Source organism: Halomonas sp. PA16-9, assembly GCF_009728585.1.
In the GTDB taxonomy this organism is placed as follows: domain Bacteria; phylum Pseudomonadota; class Gammaproteobacteria; order Pseudomonadales; family Halomonadaceae; genus Vreelandella; species Vreelandella titanicae.
In genome coordinates, this window is sequence record NZ_CP040452.1 from 1,135,756 (window position 1) to 1,156,192 (window position 20,437).

Genomic DNA, 20,437 nt, shown 5'->3' on the forward strand with positions numbered 1-20,437 from the left:
ATTCATACAGATCGGACAGTGGAAACTACGTCGCCTTTATATAGACGCCTCGCCCTTACAGTCGAAGCACACGAATACACAGAAGCTCAAATCCCGCTCGCGGGCCATGGGCACCACAAGGATAGCGGTCAAGTAATAGCTGGAGGCCCAGGCAAGAGTTTGTGCACTGCCTAAAGTGAGCGTTAAACCCAGCCTGGGCGAAGCGCGGATCATGCGACTTGCTTAGGCAACGCCAGCGCCATCAATGCGCTGGCAGCCACTAAGGCGGCGGATACCCACAGGCAGGCGCTCAGCCCATATGCCATATATAGCCAGCCCGACAGTAGCGTGCCCACTAAACGCCCCATGGCATTGGCCATATAATAGAAACCAACATCCATGGAGACGCCGTCAGCGCGGGCATAATGCACAATCAAGTAACTGTGCCAGCTGGAGTTAATCGCAAACAATACGCCAAAGGCGAGCAAACCGACGACTAACCAGCCTACCTGCGCCAAGGGCAGCATCGCCAACAAAATCGCCAGCACGCCCAATGCCGCCGCCCAGCCGGCGGTAAGTGCCCGCGCATCGCCTTTGATCAGCCGGGTTAATTTAGGTGCTTGGGTTTGCACCCCGCCATAACCGATCACCCATACCGCTAACAGCCCACCCACTGTCCAGTGTGTCCAGCCGTGCTGATCGTATAAAAACACCGGCAGCGCTACCACAAACCACACATCCCGTGCCGAAAACAGGCAAAAGCGCGCCGCGGAGAGCACGTTAATAGCGCGTGATTTTGAGAAGATTTCGGAGAACTTGGGCTTTACTTTTTGGCGGCCTAAATCCGCCTTAAGCCTCAACAGTGAAAGCAGTAACACGCTGCCAAGCATCACCGCCATGACCAACACAGCGGCCTGGAAGCCAATCAACGTTAGCAGCAACCCGCCAACAAAAAAGCCCAGCCCCTTTAACGCGTTTTTAGAGCCGGTCAGCATCGCCACCCAGCGGTAGAGTGAACTATTGGCGTTAGCACTCTCTTTTGGCACCAGCACTTTAACGGCGCTTTTAGCGCTCATTTTGTTGAGGTCTTTGGCGATCCCCGACAGCGCCTGAGCGGCCATCACCCAAGCAACTGTCAGCAGGCTAGCGGGTACCATCAGCATAGCAAGCGCAATAATTTGCAGCCCAAGCCCCACATTCATGGTGCGGTTGAGACCCAACCGCGCACCCAACCAGCCACCTACCAGGTTAGTCACCACACCAAAAGCTTCGTAAAACAGAAACAGCATGGCGATTTCTAACGGCGAGTAACCCAGTTGATGGAAGTGCATGACCACCAGCATACGCAGCGCGCCGTCGGTTACCGTGAAGGCCCAGTAGTTGCCGGTAATCAGCATATATTGGCGCACCTCGAAAGGTAGCGCCTTTACCCGCTTTAACAACGATAAATCAGCCACGGCCCACCTGCTCACCGCCTACCTGCCCACTACCTACCATCAGGGCCAACTCTGCCGTGCGGTTGGCGTAGCCCCACTCGTTGTCGTACCAGGCATAGAGTTTTAGCTGGGTGCCATTGATCACCATGGTGGAGAGCGCATCAATGATCGAGCTGCGCGGGTCGGTGCGGTAATCAATCGACACTAGCGGGCGCTCTTCATAGCCCAAAATACCGGCAAGCTCGCCATCAGCCGCGGCTTTTAGCGCCTGATTGACCTCTTCGACACTCACTTCACGCTCAAGCTCGAACACCATATCAGTCAGCGAAGCATTCGCCAGGGGTACACGAATCGCATGACCATTAAGCTTACCCGCTAACTCAGGAAAAATGGCTGTAATGGCTTTGGCCGAACCCGTAGTGGTGGGAATTAAGCTCATGCCGCAAGCACGCGCCCGGCGCAGGTCTTTGTGCGGAGCATCTAGAATGGTTTGGGTATTGGTAATGTCGTGCACCGTGGTCATCGAGCCATGGCGGATACCGAAGGTTTCCTGAATGACTTTGACCACCGGCGCCAGGCAGTTGGTGGTGCAGCTGGCAGCGGTAACGATCTTATGTTGAGCAGGATCGTAAAGGTGGTCGTTCACCCCCACCACCACATTAAGCACGTTCGCCTCTTTCATAGGCGCACTCACCACCACATGACCGACGCCTTGATCAATGTATGCCTGCAGTTTATCGGTGGTTTTCATTACGCCCGAGCACTCGATCACGATATCGCAGTTCGACCAATCGCTATCGGCAATTGCTTTATTAGCGCTAAAGACGACAGTTTTTCCATCGAGAACGATAGCGTCATCGGTTGCCGAGATGCCCTTACCTGGTGCCCAGCGCCCATGAACTGAATCAAACTCCAGCAGGTGGGCAAAGGTTGCCGCATCGCCGCCCGGGTCGTTAATGCGTGTTATTGCTACCGCGCCAGCGTCTACCTGCCCCCACAAACTGCGCAGTGCCAAACGCCCAATCCGCCCAAAGCCGTTAATGCCAATACGTAGTGCCATGAGTGCCTCCTAAGCTAACGGTTACACAATCTATTAAGAGAAAGCATAACGGCTATATACGTTAAAACATATATAAACACTTAAAAAAACGCTTACTAACAAACAGGCCCACCGTGTAGTAGGCCTGCGTAGTAAGTATTAATTAGCAAGCATTAATTAACCATAACGACCCGAGATATAGTCCTCGGTCTTCTTCTGTGCCGGGGTTGAGAACATCACTTTGGTGTCGTTGTACTCAATGATTTCCCCCAGGTGGAAGAACGCCGTGTAGTCCGCCACCCGCGCCGCCTGCTGCATATTATGCGTCACGGTAATGATGGTGAATTTCTCTTTCAGCTTGTCCATCAGGTCTTCGATGGTGGCGGTGGAAATAGGATCAAGCGCTGAGGTTGGCTCATCCATCAAAATCACATCAGGCTGAACCGCAATAGCGCGGGCAATACACAACCGCTGTTGCTGACCACCGGACAGAGAGGTGCCTGGCTCATGCAGCTTGTCTTTCACCTCATTCCACAACCCAGCGTCACGCAGCGCTTTTTCAACCAATTCTTCCTGCTCGGCTTTACGGCTGACCAAGTCGTGCATGCGTGGTGCGTAAGCGATATTTTCAAAGATCGACTTAGGAAACGGATTAGGCTTTTGGAAAACCATGCCCACCCGGCGACGGAGCGCCACTTCATCCATTTTAGGTGCGTTAACGTCCAACCCGTCCATCTCGACCAGGCCTTCGGTGCGTACGCTAGGAATCAGGTCGTTCATACGATTCAAACAGCGTAAGAACGTCGACTTACCACACCCGAAGGGCCAATCAGCGCCGTCACATTTTTCTGAAAAAGATCAATATTTAGATTCTTCAGCGCTTGGTTTTTGCCATACCACAGATTCAAATCGCGAACCCGGAAACTCAGGTCGTGGCACGCAGCTTCATTTCGTGTATAGGGTTGCCCAACCGCAGGTGTCTGCTGGCCGTTCATTACAGTTGCATGGCTATTCATAGAAATGTCCTCTATAACGCACTGGCCTACCAGCGACGCTCAAATTTCTTACGCATCACAACGGCAAAAGCGTTGAGTGAGATGAGTATGGTGAGTAGCACCAAAATACCGCCAGCAGTTTTTTCCACAAACGCCTGCTCAGGTTCACCAGCCCAGGTGAATATTTGCGCAGCATCACTGTTGCCGCGTTGGTAAAGGAAACGCCCACATCGGGGATAAAGGCCACCATCCCTACAATAATCAGCGGCGCCGTTTCACCCATCGCTTGCGCCAGGCCGATAATAGAACCTGTCATAATACCCGGCATTGCTAAGGGTAGAACGTGATCCCGCACTACCTGCCAGCGTGAACAGCCCACCCCAAAGCCTGCGTGACGGATGGATTCAGGCACGCTACGCAGTGCGGTACGTGTCGAAATAATGATCACTGGCAGCGTCATCAATGCCAGCGTCATACCGCCCACTAATGGGGACGACCGCGGCACCCCGAAAAAGTTAATAAAGATCGCAAGACCCAGCAGACCAAATAGAATCGACGGGATCGCCGCTAGGTTATTGATGTTAATTTCAATAATCTGGGTTAAGCGGTTATCCGGCGCAAACTCTTCAAGATAAATAGCTGTCATCACGCCGATCGGGAAAGATATCGCCAGGGTGACGATCATGGTCATAATGGTGCCGACCACTGCCGATAAAATGCCCGCGTTCTCGGCAATTTTTGAATCACCCGAACCAAAGAAAGTGGTATTAAAGCGTAGATCCACCTGTCCAGATTCGACTCGGGCATCAAGGGCTTCCTGCTCCTCGTCACTCAAGCGATGCCGGTGTCCCTTCAAGTATTGATCGACATCACTATTCGCTAATACCCACTCCGCTTTACTGGTGCCGATCATGTCAGGATTGTTGCGCAACTCTAATGGAATTGTACGCACCGCCGTACGGCTAATTAACGGCAACAGCTCTTCATCAAATGCCCGCCGCCCATCGGTTTCGGCTTCTTGTGTGTAGCTAATCTCGGTTTGTATATAGGCCTGCTGGAAAGCGGGTAGACCTTTACTCAGCATATCGGCAAAAAACAGCACCAGAAAAAGGCCCGCGAGACCTAACGATCCCATGGTTATCCATTTAAGGCGGGTAGACTTTCGGTGACGCCGCTTAAGCTGCTGGCTGATTTCGTCAAAAGAGTGGCTCATCGAAACAGTTCCTCGGCGTTACAGGTTATTCACGCGGTATTTTTCACGGAAACGACGGATCATCAATACTGACACCAAGTTGAGTGCGAGTGTGATCACGAAGAGCACGAGTCCAAGGGCAAAAGCTGATAATGTTTCGGCACTTTCAAACTCTTGGTCGCCGGTGAGCGCCGCCACGATACGCACAGTCACCGTGGTCATATCTTCCAGCGGATTAGCGGTTAAATTAGGCCGCATACCCGCCGCCATAACCACGATCATGGTTTCACCCATGGCACGAGACATACCCAAGAGCGACGCTGAGATAATCCCCGGCATGGCAGCGGGCACTACCACATCACGAATCGTTTCCCCTTTGGTCATACCGAGTGCCAGCGACCCCTGGCGCATGCTATCGGGCACCGAATTGATCACATCATCAGATAGCGATGAGATAAACGGAATGATCATAATGCCCATCACAATGCCGGGTGCCAGTGCATTGTTATAAGACGCATCGAGCCCCAGAAAACCGGCAATATTGACAATGATCGGCGCCACGGTGATGGCGGCAAAAAAGCCATAAACGACGGTAGGAATACCTGCCAATACTTCTAACACCGGCTTGGCGACGGTACGCACTTTGCGCGGTGCAAATTCAGACATATAAATCGCTGAAAGCAAACCGATAGGCACCGCCACCAGCATAGCGATGGCGGTAATCATAAAGGTGCCAGCAAACAGCGGTACCGAGCCAAACTCAGCGCCGCTACCATCACCGCGACCCGCGGATGCTAAAAAGCTCGCGCCTGGATTCCAAGTGGTGCCGGTGATGAACTCCCAGAAGCTGTGCATTTGGAAAAAGCGCAGCGCCTCGGAAATAATCGAAATTAAAATACCAAAGGTCGTCAAAATGGAGATTAACGCTGCCCCAGCCAGGGTCATGCGAATGACCCGCTCAATGGCTTGACGGGCATGAAAATCGGGTTTTACTTGATTAAGACTCACCAGTAGCCCGATGGCTGCTATCACTAAGCTCGCCGCCAGCAGATAAAGCGTAGGAATGTCGGCGCCCATTAGAAGCAAAACGAAAGCGCCCAAGGCACTCACTACCACGGCTGGCCCGGCGTGGAGAGTACTGTAAACCAAGCGTATTGGTCAGGCTGGGCGAACATCGCCGTACCCGCGCTACGTAACCGAGTGGCTTTTGAACGGCCAGCAAAAAAGCCAGCAGCCCCAGCAGCAATAATGCACTGCAAAAAATCAGAAGAAGCTGGTTGGTCTGCATCGCATCTCTCTCACGTGGTCACCGGTTAAGAAACCTATCAACAATAACGGGTCGGCAGCTTGCGCTGCCGACCACTTTTAATCTGACCTACCAACTTACTTAAGAACGTCTGCTGTCATTGAAGTGCGATCTGCAACAGCCTGGCGCCACTCTTCGCGCTCTTCTTCTGGCAGAACGATCAAGCCGATATCACGCAAGTAGCCGTCATCGCCAATCATCATTTCGCTCATAAACATATCGACGTAATCGTACATCGGCGGGACGTCTTCAGCGTGCTGGTTCTTCACGTAGAACCACAGTGAACGCGCGATAGGATAGTCACCGGAGCTGATCGCCTCAGCTTCAGGATCGACGCCATCAATACTGGCGGCGCTGATCGTGTCAGTATTCTCTTCAAGGAAAGAGTAGCCGAAGATACCAAAGGCACCGGTGTCTTCTGAAAGACGCTGAACGATCAGGTTGTCGTTTTCACCGGCATCGATGTAAACACCGTCAGAACGAATATCGGTGTAGCCTTCATCGCCGTAAACATCCATACCCTCAGACGCAGATTCCATTACCAGCTCTTCAAAAGCATCGCGGGTACCCGAAGTTGTCGGCGGCCCATAAATGGAGATTTCACGGTCTGGCAGCGAAGAATCGATCTCGCTCCAGTTGGTGTAGGGGTTTTCAACTAACTCGCCATCAACCGGCACCATGGCAGCTACCGCCATGAAGATCTGTTCGCGGGTTAAAGCAATGTCATCGTTTTCGCTTGATTGACCCAATACGATGCCGTCAGAACCGATTTTAGCCTCGGTGATATCGGTAACGCCGTTCTCTTCACAACGCTCAAACTCAGACACTTTCATGCGACGAGAAGCGTTAGTAATGTCGGGTGTGCCTTCACCAACACCATTACAGAACAGACGCAAACCGCCGCCCGAACCAGTCGATTCAATAACAGGCGTCGGGTTACCAGTAGTCGCACCGAACTCTTCCGTTACGTAGCTGGCAAACGGGTAAACGGTACTGGAACCAACGATTCGGATTTGATCACGGGCTTGAGCAACACCGGCAACGCTCATTACAGCAGCCGCGATAACGGTGGTTTTTAGAATACGGTTCATGCGAAATACTCCTGTTCATGTAGGGATCTGGCCTTCGCAAGGCATACCTTGCACTGGTTCCATGACAACTTCATGACAGCGAGCAAAACGTAGAAAATTTTTCGTTACATAGAGGCAACCCGACCTTACATCACCACAAAAGTCCTAGCGCCGCGAGGGTGCATAACGCCAGCGAGGCACCTTGCAGCATGCGTCGGTCTAAACGGTGGGCTACGGTATCTGCCAAGGCGTTACCTATTAATACTGCAGGTAGGAAGGTAAGCGCGACCTGGAAATGCCAAAGCTGAATCTGGTCAGCCAAGGCAAGGGTAATTAAGGTCAATAGAGAGGTCAAAATGAAAAAGGCGGCTAGATTGCCGCGCACACGATCAGTGGGTAAGCCGTGCATCAGCAGCACGATGGTGGGCCACCAATAGCCGCAACGGTGCCAAAAATGCCAGAGAGCACCCCAGCGCCAAACAGCGTTATTCGGTTTACCGGCAACTGAAAGCGGCACAAGGTGACGAGTACCGCAAACAGGACGATGACCGCAATCAGCTTTTCTAACACAAACATGGGGGCGGCGAGTAGCAGCCAAATACCCAGCGCATTGCCGGGAAGGCGCCCCACTAGCGCCATGCCAATGGAATCCAGGCGCACCTCGTGCCAGTAATGACGCACCATCATCAGGGAGACGGTAAATCCGAACAGTACCAGAGTGACCGGCACCAGACGAGGCTCTAGCATCAACAGTAGCGGTGCGCCAATAATGGCCAAACCAAAGCCGGTAGCGCGCTGCACAAAAGCACCCATTAACAGTACGGCGGAGCAAGCTAACCAAGTGCTCATCGGCATATTGACCCAAGCCAGCATGCTATCCATTCAACTTACCCATTCAAACTATCCATATGCTCTATCCATACGCCCTATCCATTTGAAAACTATTCATCCGCAGCAGGTGCTTTAGTCAGTTTGCGCACACCGATATTGCCTAGCAACGCAGCGCCCAGCATGGTGAGTACCATGGGCCAAAGATGCTCTACCTCGAACAGCCCTACCATCACTCCCGCGAGGGCGCCGCAGGTAAACTGGATCCCGCCCAGTAGCGCCGTTGCCGTGGCGCTGATATGGCCAAAATGATCCAGTAACGACGAGATCGCGTTGGGTGTAATCAGCCCGATCATACCGGTAAACAGCATAATCAACGGCACCACGATCACTAGCGACGCGATGTCCAGGGCGGTCACCGCTACCAACCCAAGCGCGGCCACCAGTTGTATAAGCAACCCTAAACGCAAATTCTGCTGAGGAGTGCGCTTGCGGAGCAGATGAATATTGACCCGATTAGAGAGCGCAATAACGACCACGTTGACCCCAAACACTAGCGGATAAGTGCCGGGCGAGAGGCCAAAATAGTCGAGATAAAGAAACGGCGAAGCGGTCACAAAGGCAAACAGGCCCGCAAAGGAAGCCGCTACCGCACAGATATAGCCCATGCCTTCACGATGCTTAAGCACGCTGGCGTAGTTGCGTATTACCTGCCGTGGTGAAGCTGCCGGCAGCGACATATCGCGGGTTTCAGGTAACCGCGTTCCTAGCAGCCAGAGCAAAAAGCCTGCGTAAACGGCTAAGAATACAAAAATCAGCCACCAGCCGGCCACGTGCAGTAGCAAACTGCCCACTGCAGGCGCCACCAGCGGCGCCAGCATCATAATCATTGCCATGGTGGACATCACTTTGGCGGCCTCACGCCCGCTAAAGCAGTCGCGCACAATCGCCGCCGAGTTGACCACGCAGGCCCCGCCTCCCAGCGCTTGAATAAACCGCCAAGCCAGCAGCGTGGCAAACTGTTCGCGCCATCGTAATAGCAAGACTTGCCAGCATAAACACCACCAATCCGCCCAACAGCACAGGCTTTCTACCCATCCGATCCGAAAGCGGCCCAAAGCATAGCTGGCCCAATGCAAAGCCGAACAAGAATACGCTGATGGAGAGTTCAGTACGGTGAATACTGGCGCCAATGCTTTCAGCAATGATACCCATGGCAGGCAAATAAGCGTCGATAGCAAAGGGTGCCAGCGCCGTATTGGCGGCAACCAACAGTGCTACCCGGCGAGGATTAAGATCCATGGGTCTCCTTAAGGCGATAATGTACGCACTGGAATAGATAGGCCGCTAATCATAGCTGATTTTAAGGCCTTTGTCGGGATTGGAGACTATCGGTAGATAGCCCTTGGGAGAGGCCAGGGGCTTATCAAGGAGAGGGGAGCTTAGTGATGCGTAGTGGCGTCTTGCGACTCAAGCATGTCAACCAGTGGCTGAAACTGCTCACGGTTATGCTCGTTCATATGCATTAAAATACGGTGGGCTTCCAGGATACGATCGCGCAGTCCCTCTTCGTCTGCCGGCTCTTGGGGCAGCTCTTCAAGCTCATTGTTGAGCGTACTCGTCTGTTGTAGCGGCGCTTCCATCAGCGTGAAGAAACGCGCAAAGCCCATCACGTCCAACATCTGCCGTACATCAGGATTATCGACAATAATCGTCGGCGGCTGCTCCAGGCGCCCTTTCACCGCCATCGCGACCTTGGCCAAAAAACCAAGCGCCGTCGAATCGACATTGGTGGCTTCACGCAGGTCAATCAATACGGCACGCAACCCCGGCGTCTCGGCAAGACGCTGGGCTTGAGTATCCAGCGTGGCGCAGAGCGTCAAACGCACATCACCACACAGTTTTAGAATAAAAACACCAGAATCGAACGCCGCTTTAATGCGGCCCTCTTCAATCAGCATGACCAAATCCGCTCACCATCATGATTGTTAGATCATCGGGTAAAGCATCGCGCTCTTGGTTGGCATCAAACTCTGCATCCCCTTCGGCAAGGAGTGCATTCGTTTCTGCTAGCCGGTCGCGCAACTGCTCAAGCGTTACACTCTCGCTTACTAATTGCTCAAGCTCCTTGAGCCGCGTGTCGAGCGTTTTACCCGGCAAGCATTCCAATACTCCATCTGAGCAGAGCCATAGACGAAATTTATTCGGCAATGCACAACTCAGCGAAGGATACTCCACATCGGGGAAAAGGCCTACCGGCATTCCCTCGCCTTCTAAACGGCGTAGCTCTCCCTCTGCTGCCAACAGGGGCATGGGAAGCTGTGCGCCGAGCGAATAGTGAAGAGTATGCGCCTCGTGGTCAATAACACCGACAAATAAGGTGGCATGTTTACCAATATCGGTGCCCTGCAGCTCGCGGTTCATCGCCTTTAACCAATCAGGCGGCAGATTTTCCGGATGCTGGCCATCCCACTCACTCAGCCAGCGGTTGCATAAATATTTGAGCAGCACGGTAACAAACGCCGACGAGGCGCCATGCCCCGATACATCGGCGAAATAGAAGGCACTGTAGCGCTCGTTATAGCGTTGGTAATCGAGAAAATCACCAGACAAATAGAGCGAAGGGGCAAATACGTAGTCGTAATACACCCCGTTAATCACCTTGGGCCGCAGCGGCAACAAACGCCGCTGGATATGCCCTCCGCTCTGCTGATCCATCCGCAGCAGCGCGAGGTGGGTCTCTAGGCTCTCGTTTAACTCCGCCAGACGCGCATGGTCACGCTCGCGCTCCAGCGCCAAATCGTTGAGCTTAATGGCCTTACGGATCATTCGTCGCAACAGCTCGGCGTGTCGCAGCGGATGGACAATATAGTCCACCAACCCCACATCAATCGCTTTGATCAAGTCGGCGTCCTGACGCGAGTCACTGACTACCAGTGTCGGTAGGCGTCGCGTTAGGTGTGTCCATTGCTGCCGCGGAACTGCCCGAGCATGGGCAACAATGAGCGCCGTGTCAGCGGGCAAATGCGCGATATCCTCAGCGGCAAACACCCACATGCCATCGCAGGTAATCGCTTCAGCCAGCGCATCACGTTCACGACCAGGTTCGTCGATCACCGCGATCAACTGCTTAGAATGATCCATCATAAGCCTCAATCGGTGACTTCGTTGTCACCAAAGTCACTATCATCCTGACCGCTGTCATCAAAATCGCTGTCATCAAAGTCGAAGGTTCGCTGGCAAAGGGGTCATCACCCAATTCTCCATCGCTCACCTCAAATTGGCGGTTCTGCAAGTAAGCGTCACGAATAAAACGGTAGCGATCACCACGAATTAATTCTTCCTGGTCAAGCAAACCCGCTCGAATATCGATCGCTTTGAGTGCGGTAAGGCCTACTCGAACAATATCGTCTTCTGCATAATTAACGGGGTTCGTTGCCATATTCGCGGGCATACCGGTGGTATCCCGCAGCGTGCTGGGGCCAAAGAAAGGCAGCACCAGATAACGCGAATCTTCCCACCCCCACACCGCTAACGTTTGGCCAAAATCTTCTTCATCCGCAGTAATTTCCATTAGGGTGGCATAATCTAACAGTCCGCCAATGCCTACCGTGGAGTTAATTAAAAAACGTGACGTGGCGAGGCCCGCGTTTGACGGTTTGCCCTGCAGCACGCTGTTAAGCGCAGTACGCACTTCACCTAAGTTGGAGAAAAAATTACCTACGCCCGTTTCTACCGGGTCGGGGGTAATAGCACGATAGCCTGTTGCCACCGGCTTGAGCGCGTAGCGATCCAACACATCGTTAAACGCAAACACTTTGCGGTTAAAGCCTTCCCAAGGGTCTTCGGGAGCAGTATTTTCCGCCATTTGCGTACTGGCACAGCCTCCGGTTGCGAGTAACGTCACCAGTAGTAGTGGCAACCCTTTGCTACGCAGCGAAAGCGCAGGCTGCGCGTTATTAAACCACTGCCACATGACATTTTCCTTTTTCAATTCCCTTGCACCTTATACAGACATCTACAAACGACGAATAACCACACTGCCCGCGCTATAACCTGCTCCAAAGGAGCAAATCACGCCAATATCGCCCTCCACAAGCGCCTCGCGATGGAGGTGAAAGGCGATGATAGAACCCGCTGAACTGGTGTTGGCGTAACGATCCAAAATAATCGGCGCCTGTGTTTCACTCGGGTCATAGCCCAATACTTTGCGGGCAATCAAATCGTTCATATGCCGGTTAGCCTGGTGTAGCCACATGCGCTTCAGATCGCCACCGGCCAACTCTAAGGAGGCCAAATGATCGGTGATCAATTTAGCCACCATCGGGCAAACTTCTCTAAACACCCGACGCCCTTCCTGCACAAACAGCTTATCCAAGGCGAGTGGGTCACTGTCCGTTACGCGGTTAAGGAACCCTGCATTATTACGGATCGCGTTGGAAAACTGGGTAACCAGACGCGTGCCAAGAATTTCAAACTGCTCATCGGCCACCGCAATAGCGCTATTTTCTAGTACCACAGCGGTACAAGCATCGCCGAAAATGAAGTGGCTGTCACGGTCTCGAAAGTTGAGGTGCGCCGAGCAAATTTCCGGATTGACCACCAGGGCACGCTTCACACTGCCGGAGGCTATGGCGTTGGCAGCCGTTTCCAAAGCAAACGTCGCTGAACTACAGGCCACATTCATATCGAACCCGTAGCCACTTGTGCCCAAGGCCTGCTGCACCTCGACCGCCATAGCGGGGTAGGCACGCTCCAGGTTTGAGCAGGCCACGATCACCAGCTCGATGTCAGCAGCTTCTACCTTGGCAGCGGCCAGCGCCTGCCGCGCGGCAGCGGTCGCCATCTCGCACTGAATAGAGGGTTCGTCATTGCCCCGCTGCGGAAGTTTAGGCCGCATACGCTGTGGGTCAAGGATCCCAGCTGCATCGAGCACATAGCGGCTCTTAATACCGGAGGCTTTTTCGATAAATTCGCTGCTTGAATGTGCCAGCGGTTCGCGCTCGCCGCGCGCAATGGCTCCGGCATGCTGTTCATTCTCGCTGTCTACCCAAGCATTAAATGCCGCCACCAGGGCCGCATTATCAATGGCGTGTTCCGGTGTATAGAGACCTGTACCGGTAATCACCACATGTGTCATGCCAATCTCCTCTAAGCGGCTTGCCGACGTGACCGGCCATCAATGTAGCGTGCGACTTACGGCGAACCCATCACGTTACTGTGTGCGTAAAATAGCGGTTTTTCCAGCAACTTTTTTCAACCCCTAGCTAAACGCTAGTGATCTCTTGCCAGCGTTTTTCCAATCGTTTTACCGACACCACCATGTTAGTCCCCAACTGCTGTGCAAATAGCGATACTCTAAGCTCCTGCAGCCACCAGCCAAAAGCGACCAATTCAGGATCTTCCACCCTTCCGCGTCGCTCGCTTTCGCGGCGGGCATCAAAGCGGGCCTCTAATGCCTGGACATCTTGCATCATCATTTGATCGCGACCGCGCTCACGGGCGGCTTTTTCAAGCCGAATGAGCGCCGCCTCGGTGTAGCGCGGGTATTCGTCCAGCCAAGCGCCCGCATCGCGAATAAAGCCTGGATAGACCAGACGCTGCATCTGCGCGCTAACATCGCTATACACCAGCGCCAGAGCAAAATTAAGCTTCCCTTTGAGCACCTTACTGACCGCCAGATGCCCTTTTAGCGCGGCCTCTACGCGTACCAGCAGTGCTTTCGCTTCGTCTACAAGCTGACCCTGAGTAGCGTTTAGTCGCTGGCTAAACTCGCCTTCCGAGCGCGGCAGGGGGTGCTGAGCAATCACCTGGGTAAACACCGCAAGCAGCAGATCGTCGATCAAAGCTTGTTTACTACCCACTTTGGCGAACAGTAGCGCGCACTTCTCAACACCCGGCAGTTGTTTAATCGCTTTAACCTGTTCAGGTAGCTTGGCAATTGCCAGCCGAGCGATGCCCTCCTGGTGGGCAGCGTCAGCTTTTGCAGGGTGATCAAACAACGCCACCTTGAACTCGCTGGCGTCAAGACCGCTGGTTTTCGCAATCCTGCTTTCAGCGACCAGGGCAGGATACGCCTCTACGCGAATACCTGCCTGGGTGGTAACGCGCGAAGCGGGCAGCGGCGTCTTGGGTAGCCCGGCCACAGCGGGCTCTTGGCTAACCTGTTCAGCCAGTGCCTGGGCGCCTGCGCTGGCTGCCGCTTCAAAGCGCTGCTCTAAAGCACGCAGATCGCGCCCCTGCCCTAAGGTTTCGCCCGCGTGATCGACCACGCGAATATTCATGATCAGATGCGGTTCGAGCACGTCGAGGCGCCAGTCGTCGGGATGCACCCGCGTCGATGTACGGCGGCGAATGAACTCCCCCAAGGCCTCGGTTAACGGGCGCTGATCGGGCACCAGGGTTTCCAGCGCCGCATCCACCCAATCAGGAATCGGCACCACCTGGCGGCGGATGCTTTTCGGCAGTGACTTCAGAAGCGCAATACACTTTTCACGCAGCAGCCCAGGTACCAACCCACTCCAGAGCATGCACCGGCACCTGGGCAACATTGCAGCGGGAACGGTCAGGGTAACACCGTCATCCTCGGCTTCGGGGTCAAAGTGGTAGCTTACCGGATACGCGACGCCCGCCAGAATCAAATGATCAGGATACTGCGCCTGGGTAACGTCCTCCGCGTCGCGCGCTTTAAGTGAATCAATATCGAAATGCAGTAATTGTGGCTCTTGCTGCTCGGCCTGCTTGCGCCAGTGCTCAAAGCCCTTGCCGTTGACTATCTCCGCCGGGATCCGCTGGTCGTAAAAGTCATAGAGCGTGTCTTCATCGACCAGAATATCTCGCCGCCGAGCGCGATCTTCCAGCGCTTCGACTTCGTCGATCAACGCGCGGTTATGAGCAAAGAAGGCACCTTTGGTGTGAAATTCCCCTTCCACCAGCGCACGGCGAATAAACAGCTCCCGGGACTCCTGGGGCGCGATTGGCCCGTAATGTACCTTGCGCCGCGCCACAATCGGCAGACCAAACAGCGTGACCTGTTCAAAGGCCACTACCTGGGCGCGCTTCATTTCCCAATGCGGTTCGCTGTAGCTGCGTTTAACCAGGTGCTGCGCCTGGGGTTCAATCCACTGGGGATCGATTTTGGCCACGGTGCGGGCAAACAGCTTGGAGGTTTCCACCATCTCGAACGCCATGATCCACTTGGGCGACTTCTTGGCCAACCCTGAGCCTGGATGAATCATAAACTTGCGATTGCGGGCGCCGAGATACTCGCGGTTCTCCACCAACGTCCCCAGATTAGAGAGCAGCCCCGAGAGTAGCGCCTGATGCACCTTGCCCGACGTTTTACGCCGCGTTTGACGCGCCTGTTCTTCGCTCTCGTCTTCATTACGGGGCGGCGGCGCGGGCACGTCGATATCCATATCGCGCAGCAGTTGGCGCAGTTGGCGGAAGGTGTCGTGCCATTCGCGCATGCGCAGGTAGTTGATGTAGTGCTCGCGGCACCAGCGGCGCAGTTGATTACCTGAAAGCGCCTCACGGGCATTCTCAATGCCGTGCCAAAGGTTCAGCAAGGCGACAAAATCGGAATCCGGATCATGCCAGCGCTGGTGAGCTTGGTCGGCCGCCTGGCGCTTATCCGCCGGTCGGTCGCGGGGGTCTTGGATGGCTAGCGCCGAGACGACGATCAGCACATCGCGAAGGCTGCCGAATTCGGCACCCGCCAACACCATTCGCGCCAAGCGCGGGTCAATCGGCAGCCGCGCCAGCTTACGCCCAAGCGGAGAAAGGCGCTGCTTGTCGTCCACCGCCCCCAGCTCGAACAGCAGTCGAAAGCCGTCTTTAACAAAGCGGCTATCCGGTGGATCAACAAACGGAAAGGCCTCGATATCGCCGAGCTTGAGCCCCAGCATCGAGAGAATCACCGAGGCAAGGTTGGTGCGCTGGATTTCCGGGTCGGTAAAGCCGGCCGGGATAGGAAATCCTCTTCGCTGTAGAGGCGAATACACACGCCTTCGGCAATCCGCCCACAGCGCCCTTTACGCTGGTTGGCGCTGGCCTGGCTAACCGCTTCTACCGGCAGTCGCTGGATCTTGGAACGGTAGCTATAGCGGCTGATACGTACGAGGCCAGGGTCAATCACGTAGCGAATACCGGGTACGGTCAGCGACGTTTCCGCGACGTTGGTGGCGAGTACAATGCGCCGACCGCGGTGCGGCGCAAACACGCGGTTCTGCTCTTCGTTGGAGAGTCTCGCGTAGAGTGGCAGGATTTCAGTGCCTTTCAGCTCGGCGCGGCGCAGGGTATCTGCGGTTTCACGAATTTCGCGCTCACCAGGTAAAAACACCAGCACATCGCGAGGGCCATGCAACCAGCCTTTTTCGCGCTCAACGGCTTCAATCTCTTCCACCGCGTGCAGAATGCCCTCTTGCAGCGTGCGGTCTTCTTCATCGTCCTCATCGCGTACCAGCGGCCGGTAGTGCACTTCAACGGGGTAGGTACGCCCGGTGACTTCCACCACCGGTGCAGGCGTCTTGGCGGTGCCGAAGTGTTTGGCAAAGCGCTCTACGTCGATAGTCGCCGAGGTAATGATGACTTTTAGATCGGGCCGCTTGGGGAGCAAACGCTTGAGGTAACCAAGCAGAAAGTCGATATTCAGGCTGCGCTCGTGGGCTTCATCAATAATGATGGTGTCGTAACGCAGCAGCAGCGGATCATGCTGGGTCTCGGCCAGCAAGATCCCGTCGGTCATCAGTTTGACCAGGGTCGTTGGGCTGCTCTGGTCGGTGAAGCGCACCTGATAGCCCACCTGCTCGCCCAGAGAGACTTCCAGCTCTTCCGCCAGGCGACTGGCGACACTGCGGGCAGCCAAGCGACGCGGTTGGGTGTGGCCAATTAAGCCACGGCGGCCTCGGCCCAGTTCCAAACACATTTTAGGCAGTTGGGTGGTTTTGCCTGAGCCGGTCTCCCCCGCCACCACCACGACCTGATGATCGCGGATGGCGTTGACAATATCCTCCCGGCGTTCGACCACCGGCAATTCTGGCGGGTAATTGAGGGCGACCTTTTGGCTTTCGCGCTGACTGAGCTGCTGCTGGGCACGACCAAGCTCGCGCTGCACCTCGTCCAAGCCACGGCTAATCGGTTTGCTATCACGTAGGCGACGGTTTAAACCAGCCAGCCGGCGCTCCAGCCGCTCTGCATCGCGCAGCATCACATCGCCCGCGGCCTGTTTCAGCGACGCAAGACGTTGGCTATCGGTGGGGGCTGGGGATGTGTCGGTGGTCACGATTGAGTCGGCTTCCATTCGCTTGGGCATTTAACAAGAGATATTAGTAAGAGTTATAAAAAATCAACCCGCTCAATTGAGCGGGTCGTATAGTGTAACGCTTTCAGCTCCGCGACGCCTAACCACAGTGCCGAGTCATCATCTACAGTTACGTTTTTGAGGGCTCTTCGTCGCGCAGCTGGCGGCGGAGCACTTTGCCCACGTTGGTTTTGGGCAGCTCATCGCGAAACTCTATGAATTTCGGCACTTTGTAGCCAGTGAGCTCTTTTTTGCACCAGTCGCGTAGTGTTTTTTCATCTAGCTGGTCATTTTTACTTACCACAAACAGCTTGATGGCTTCGCCAGCATTTTCATCTGGCACACCGACCGCGGCAGACTCAAGCACATCCGGGTGGGCTGCCACCACATCTTCAACTTCGTTGGGATAAACATTAAAGCCAGAGACCAGGATCATATCTTTTTTGCGATCAACAATGCGGATATAGCCATCATCCTGCAGCACAGCGATGTCGCCGGTGCGGAACCAGCCATCCTCATCGATGGCGTCACGGGTTTCATCTTCACGCTGCCAGTAGCCTTTCATCACCTGTGGCCCTTGCACGCACAGTTCTCCCGGCTCGCCCAATGCCACGTCGTTGCCATCGGCGTCGACGACTTTTACCGCGGTGCCTGCCACGGGCTTACCGATAGTGCCCAGTTGGATCGCATCGGTCGGGTTGAAGCTAACAATGGGAGAAGTCTCGGTCAGACCATACCCTCGGCAATTGGGCAACCGGTGGTTTTTTCCCAACGCTGCGCCGCTGCTTTGGTCAGCGCCATGCCGCCGGAGATCGTCAGTTTCAATTTGGAAAAATCGAGCTGCTTGAAATCGTCGCGATTACATAGCGCATTAAACAGCGTATTGAGGCCGATAAAAGCGCTAAAGGGCACCCCCTTGAGCTCTTTGATAAAACCATCCAGGTCGCGAGGATTAGTGATCAGCAAAGAGTGGTTACCGGTTTCCATTAGGAACAGGCAGTTAACCGTAAAGGTATAGATGTGATAAACCGGTAGCGGTGCGATAACCAACTCTTCGCCATCGGTCAGATGAGTACCAATCGCTTCCCGCGCTTGCAGCATATTGGCGATGAGATTGCGATGGGTCAGCATTGCGCCTTTTGGCATACCCGTGGTGCCACCGGTATATTGAAGCGCGGCTAAATCGTCGGGGCTCCTCTTGACCTCGGTATGACTTAGCGAGGCACCTTTTTTTAGCGCATCACGGAAGCCAACCGCACTGGGCAGTGAATAAGCAGGCACCATTTTCTTAACGTGCTTGACCACTGCATTGATTAACCAGCGCTTGGGCACATCGTGCAAGTCAGCTAGCTGGGTGACGAGCACATGCTTGATATCTGTTTTATCGAGCACTTTCTCCAGCTTGTCCGCCATATTGGCCAAAATCACAATGGCTTTAGCGTTGGAGTCCTTGAACTGGTTGGCCATTTCCCGCTCGGTATATAGCGGGTTGGTGTTGACCACTACCAAGCCTGCGCGCAGTGCACCGAATACCGCCACAGGAAACTGCAGTACGTTGGGCAACTGGATGGCGATACGATCACCGGGAACGAGGTCGGTTTCATGCTGTAGCCATGCAGCAAAGTCTGCAGAGAGGCGGTCAAGATCAGCGAAAGAGAGCGTTTTTCCCATACAGGAAAAAGCTGGCTTGTCCTTAAAGCGTGTTACTGCGTTATGAAAAACATCCGTGACTGAATCGTACTGATCCAACCCTTCAAGCGCTGGGCCACGTAAAACGGCGGCGTTGGCGTGTTCGCTCATGGGCAATCTCCGCTATTGGCGTCGGCGTAAGTCACCGACCTTGTTGTTGTCGCTAGGCTCTATCTGAAAAATAGGTTAAGAAGCCCAACGATATACGACCTCTAACAGGCTGTAAAACGATCGATTGAAACTAACGTTTCAACTTTAGCCCATAGTCGGGCTCACTTGATTTTCTGCTGCGTCCCTCATTCCAATTTAGTAGATCGTTTCTTTATGGACAGTAACGCGCCTGAATTTCTCCATCGCGCCAGACCAATAGCTCACCCGGCACCATGCGCTGCCAGGCTTCATTGTGCGTGAGCGGTTCAGTGGCAATTACTGAAACGATGTCGTCAGGCGTGGTATGTTCGGCAAAATTCACCGTCATCTCGGCGTCGGAGAGTTCCGCCTCGCCGAAGGGCGCGCAGCGGGTAATATGTGCAAGCTTCGTGGCGCAAAATGTATATAAATAGCCGCCATCGGAGAGCAGCATATTGAACACGCCCAGCGCTCTTAGCTGCTCACATAGCTGGTGCAAGCGCTCCCACAGCGTTGTGGGATCTGCTGGCGGGCAAGGAAATTCACGGCGAATCTCCCCCATTAACCAGCAGTAGGCGTACTCGCTATCGGTGCTGCCAACCGGGGTGTAGTTTCCTAACGCTAAACGCTCCCAGCCACTTAATTGCCCATTGTGAGCATAACACCAGGGTCGCCCCCACATTTCGCGCGTGAAAGGGTGGGTATTGGCAAGCTTTACGCCCCCACGTTGGCCTGGCGAATGTGACTGATCACCACATTGGACTTAATCGGGTAATCGCAAATTAGCCGGGCGATAGGGGAATCGACGGAGGGATGGGGGTCGCGAAAATCGCGGTAACCGCCCTCTTCGTAGAAGGCAATTCCCCAACCATCGCGATGAGGGCCGGTGCCCCACCGCGATGCAAAAAGCCCGAAAAGCTAAAACAGATATCGGTGGGCACATTGGCGCTCATACCCAGCAGTTCACACATACGCTTTACCAATACATAGACACCCGGCGCTTTCTGCAAAAGCATGGAACCTAAACACAGGCATTAACCAATCACCGGTTCGCGACGGCGTGGTGATTCGCTTTCATCGGCACTCTCTTCTTCCTGGGCGACATACTCATCGTCCCCAGGACGGCGCCACCACCACAGAGCAACGCCAATCAGCGCGCCTAATGCCATCCCCAACACCAGCCACATTAGCCCGCCACGAAGTGCCGCGCCGTTGTTTTCTAAAAACCCAACCGCTGCCACCATCGCCGAAGGTGCCCAACCGGTATAGAATTCACCCTCTTCTATTAACGGCAGCCGGAAAGTAGCGGGTGCCCATATCGCCCCTGCCACCATCCAGGTCAGTACAAGACGTGGCAAGCGAGGCAGAAAAGTGAGCGCAAAATAGACCGCGACAATCACTAACAGCGACAGCCCGTAATAACTCAACCACAGTAGTGGCGTTGAATTTGCAAACAGCATAATACCCCTCATA

General features: G+C 54.4%; 9 protein-coding genes and 9 pseudogenes. All 18 read right to left on the reverse strand.

Annotated elements, in window-relative coordinates; all coding sequences use genetic code 11:
* Positions 1-84: 84 nt before the first annotated feature.
* Positions 85-213, reverse strand: a pseudogene (locus FDY98_RS28800) (MFS transporter); the annotation flags it as partial.
* Positions 210-1,376, reverse strand: a complete 1,167-nt coding sequence (gene arsJ, locus FDY98_RS21585; RefSeq protein ID WP_101148356.1) for an organoarsenical effux MFS transporter ArsJ — start codon at positions 1,374-1,376, stop codon at positions 210-212. The gene arsJ and the pseudogene FDY98_RS28800, both read right to left, overlap by 4 nt.
* Before the next feature lie 52 nt (positions 1,377-1,428).
* Positions 1,429-2,475, reverse strand: a complete 1,047-nt coding sequence (locus tag FDY98_RS21590; RefSeq protein WP_027958458.1) for an ArsJ-associated glyceraldehyde-3-phosphate dehydrogenase — start codon at positions 2,473-2,475, stop codon at positions 1,429-1,431.
* Positions 2,476-2,631: 156 nt separating this feature from the next.
* A pseudogene (gene pstB / locus FDY98_RS21595) lies at positions 2,632-3,470 on the reverse strand (phosphate ABC transporter ATP-binding protein PstB).
* 26 nt (positions 3,471-3,496) lie between these two features.
* A pseudogene (gene pstA, locus FDY98_RS21600) lies at positions 3,497-4,662 on the reverse strand (phosphate ABC transporter permease PstA).
* 18 nt (positions 4,663-4,680) lie between these two features.
* Positions 4,681-5,929, reverse strand: a pseudogene (gene pstC / locus FDY98_RS21605) (phosphate ABC transporter permease subunit PstC).
* 95 nt (positions 5,930-6,024) lie between these two features.
* On the reverse strand, positions 6,025-7,038 hold the full coding sequence (locus FDY98_RS21610) for a PstS family phosphate ABC transporter substrate-binding protein (RefSeq protein ID WP_009288020.1): 1,014 nt from the start codon (positions 7,036-7,038) through the stop codon (positions 6,025-6,027).
* A 130-nt stretch (positions 7,039-7,168) separates the two neighbouring features.
* Positions 7,169-7,899, reverse strand: a pseudogene (locus FDY98_RS21615) (sulfite exporter TauE/SafE family protein).
* 59 nt (positions 7,900-7,958) lie between these two features.
* Positions 7,959-9,147 (reverse strand): annotated as a pseudogene (locus tag FDY98_RS21620) (Bcr/CflA family multidrug efflux MFS transporter).
* Between the two features lie 140 nt (positions 9,148-9,287).
* Complete coding sequence (locus FDY98_RS21625) at positions 9,288-9,806, reverse strand: STAS domain-containing protein (RefSeq protein WP_022522924.1); 519 nt, start codon at positions 9,804-9,806, stop codon at positions 9,288-9,290.
* A complete protein-coding gene (locus FDY98_RS21630; RefSeq protein ID WP_027958456.1) occupies positions 9,796-10,989 on the reverse strand; it encodes a PP2C family protein-serine/threonine phosphatase in 1,194 nt (397 codons plus the stop codon). Before FDY98_RS21630 ends, FDY98_RS21625 begins: the two co-directional genes overlap by 11 nt.
* Before the next feature lie 8 nt (positions 10,990-10,997).
* Positions 10,998-11,821 (reverse strand): annotated as a pseudogene (locus tag FDY98_RS21635) (MlaA family lipoprotein).
* A 42-nt stretch (positions 11,822-11,863) separates the two neighbouring features.
* Entirely contained in the window at positions 11,864-12,985 is a 1,122-nt protein-coding gene (locus FDY98_RS21640) for a beta-ketoacyl-ACP synthase III (protein ID WP_027958455.1), read from the reverse strand.
* 127 nt (positions 12,986-13,112) lie between these two features.
* On the reverse strand, positions 13,113-15,848 hold the full coding sequence (hrpA, locus tag FDY98_RS21645) for an ATP-dependent RNA helicase HrpA (RefSeq protein WP_442907971.1): 2,736 nt from the start codon (positions 15,846-15,848) through the stop codon (positions 13,113-13,115).
* Positions 15,761-17,146, reverse strand: coding sequence for a helicase-related protein (locus FDY98_RS29775; RefSeq protein ID WP_442907972.1), 1,386 nt, complete (start codon positions 17,144-17,146; stop codon positions 15,761-15,763). Before FDY98_RS29775 ends, hrpA begins: the two co-directional genes overlap by 88 nt.
* Positions 17,147-17,276: 130 nt before the next feature.
* Positions 17,277-18,946 (reverse strand): annotated as a pseudogene (locus FDY98_RS21650) (AMP-binding protein).
* Between the two features lie 211 nt (positions 18,947-19,157).
* A pseudogene (locus tag FDY98_RS21655) lies at positions 19,158-19,935 on the reverse strand (class II glutamine amidotransferase).
* Positions 19,936-19,998: 63 nt separating this feature from the next.
* Positions 19,999-20,424: a hypothetical protein gene (locus FDY98_RS21660; protein WP_027958451.1), complete on the reverse strand. Its 426-nt coding sequence runs from the start codon at positions 20,422-20,424 to the stop codon at positions 19,999-20,001.
* Between the last annotated feature and the right edge of the window lie 13 nt (positions 20,425-20,437).

Coding starts and splice junctions, on each gene's coding strand:
- arsJ (WP_101148356.1), bottom strand. CDS start 1,376: ATGCTGATTACCGGCAACTACTGGGCCTTCACGGTAACCGACGGCGCG.
- FDY98_RS21590 (WP_027958458.1), bottom strand. CDS start 2,475: ATGGCACTACGTATTGGCATTAACGGCTTTGGGCGGATTGGGCGTTTG.
- FDY98_RS21610 (WP_009288020.1), bottom strand. CDS start 7,038: ATGAACCGTATTCTAAAAACCACCGTTATCGCGGCTGCTGTAATGAGC.
- FDY98_RS21625 (WP_022522924.1), bottom strand. CDS start 9,806: ATGCTGATTGAAGAGGGCCGCATTAAAGCGGCGTTCGATTCTGGTGTT.
- FDY98_RS21630 (WP_027958456.1), bottom strand. CDS start 10,989: ATGGATCATTCTAAGCAGTTGATCGCGGTGATCGACGAACCTGGTCGT.
- FDY98_RS21640 (WP_027958455.1), bottom strand. CDS start 12,985: ATGACACATGTGGTGATTACCGGTACAGGTCTCTATACACCGGAACAC.
- FDY98_RS29775 (WP_442907972.1), bottom strand. CDS start 17,146: ATGGAAGCCGACTCAATCGTGACCACCGACACATCCCCAGCCCCCACC.
- FDY98_RS21660 (WP_027958451.1), bottom strand. CDS start 20,424: ATGCTGTTTGCAAATTCAACGCCACTACTGTGGTTGAGTTATTACGGG.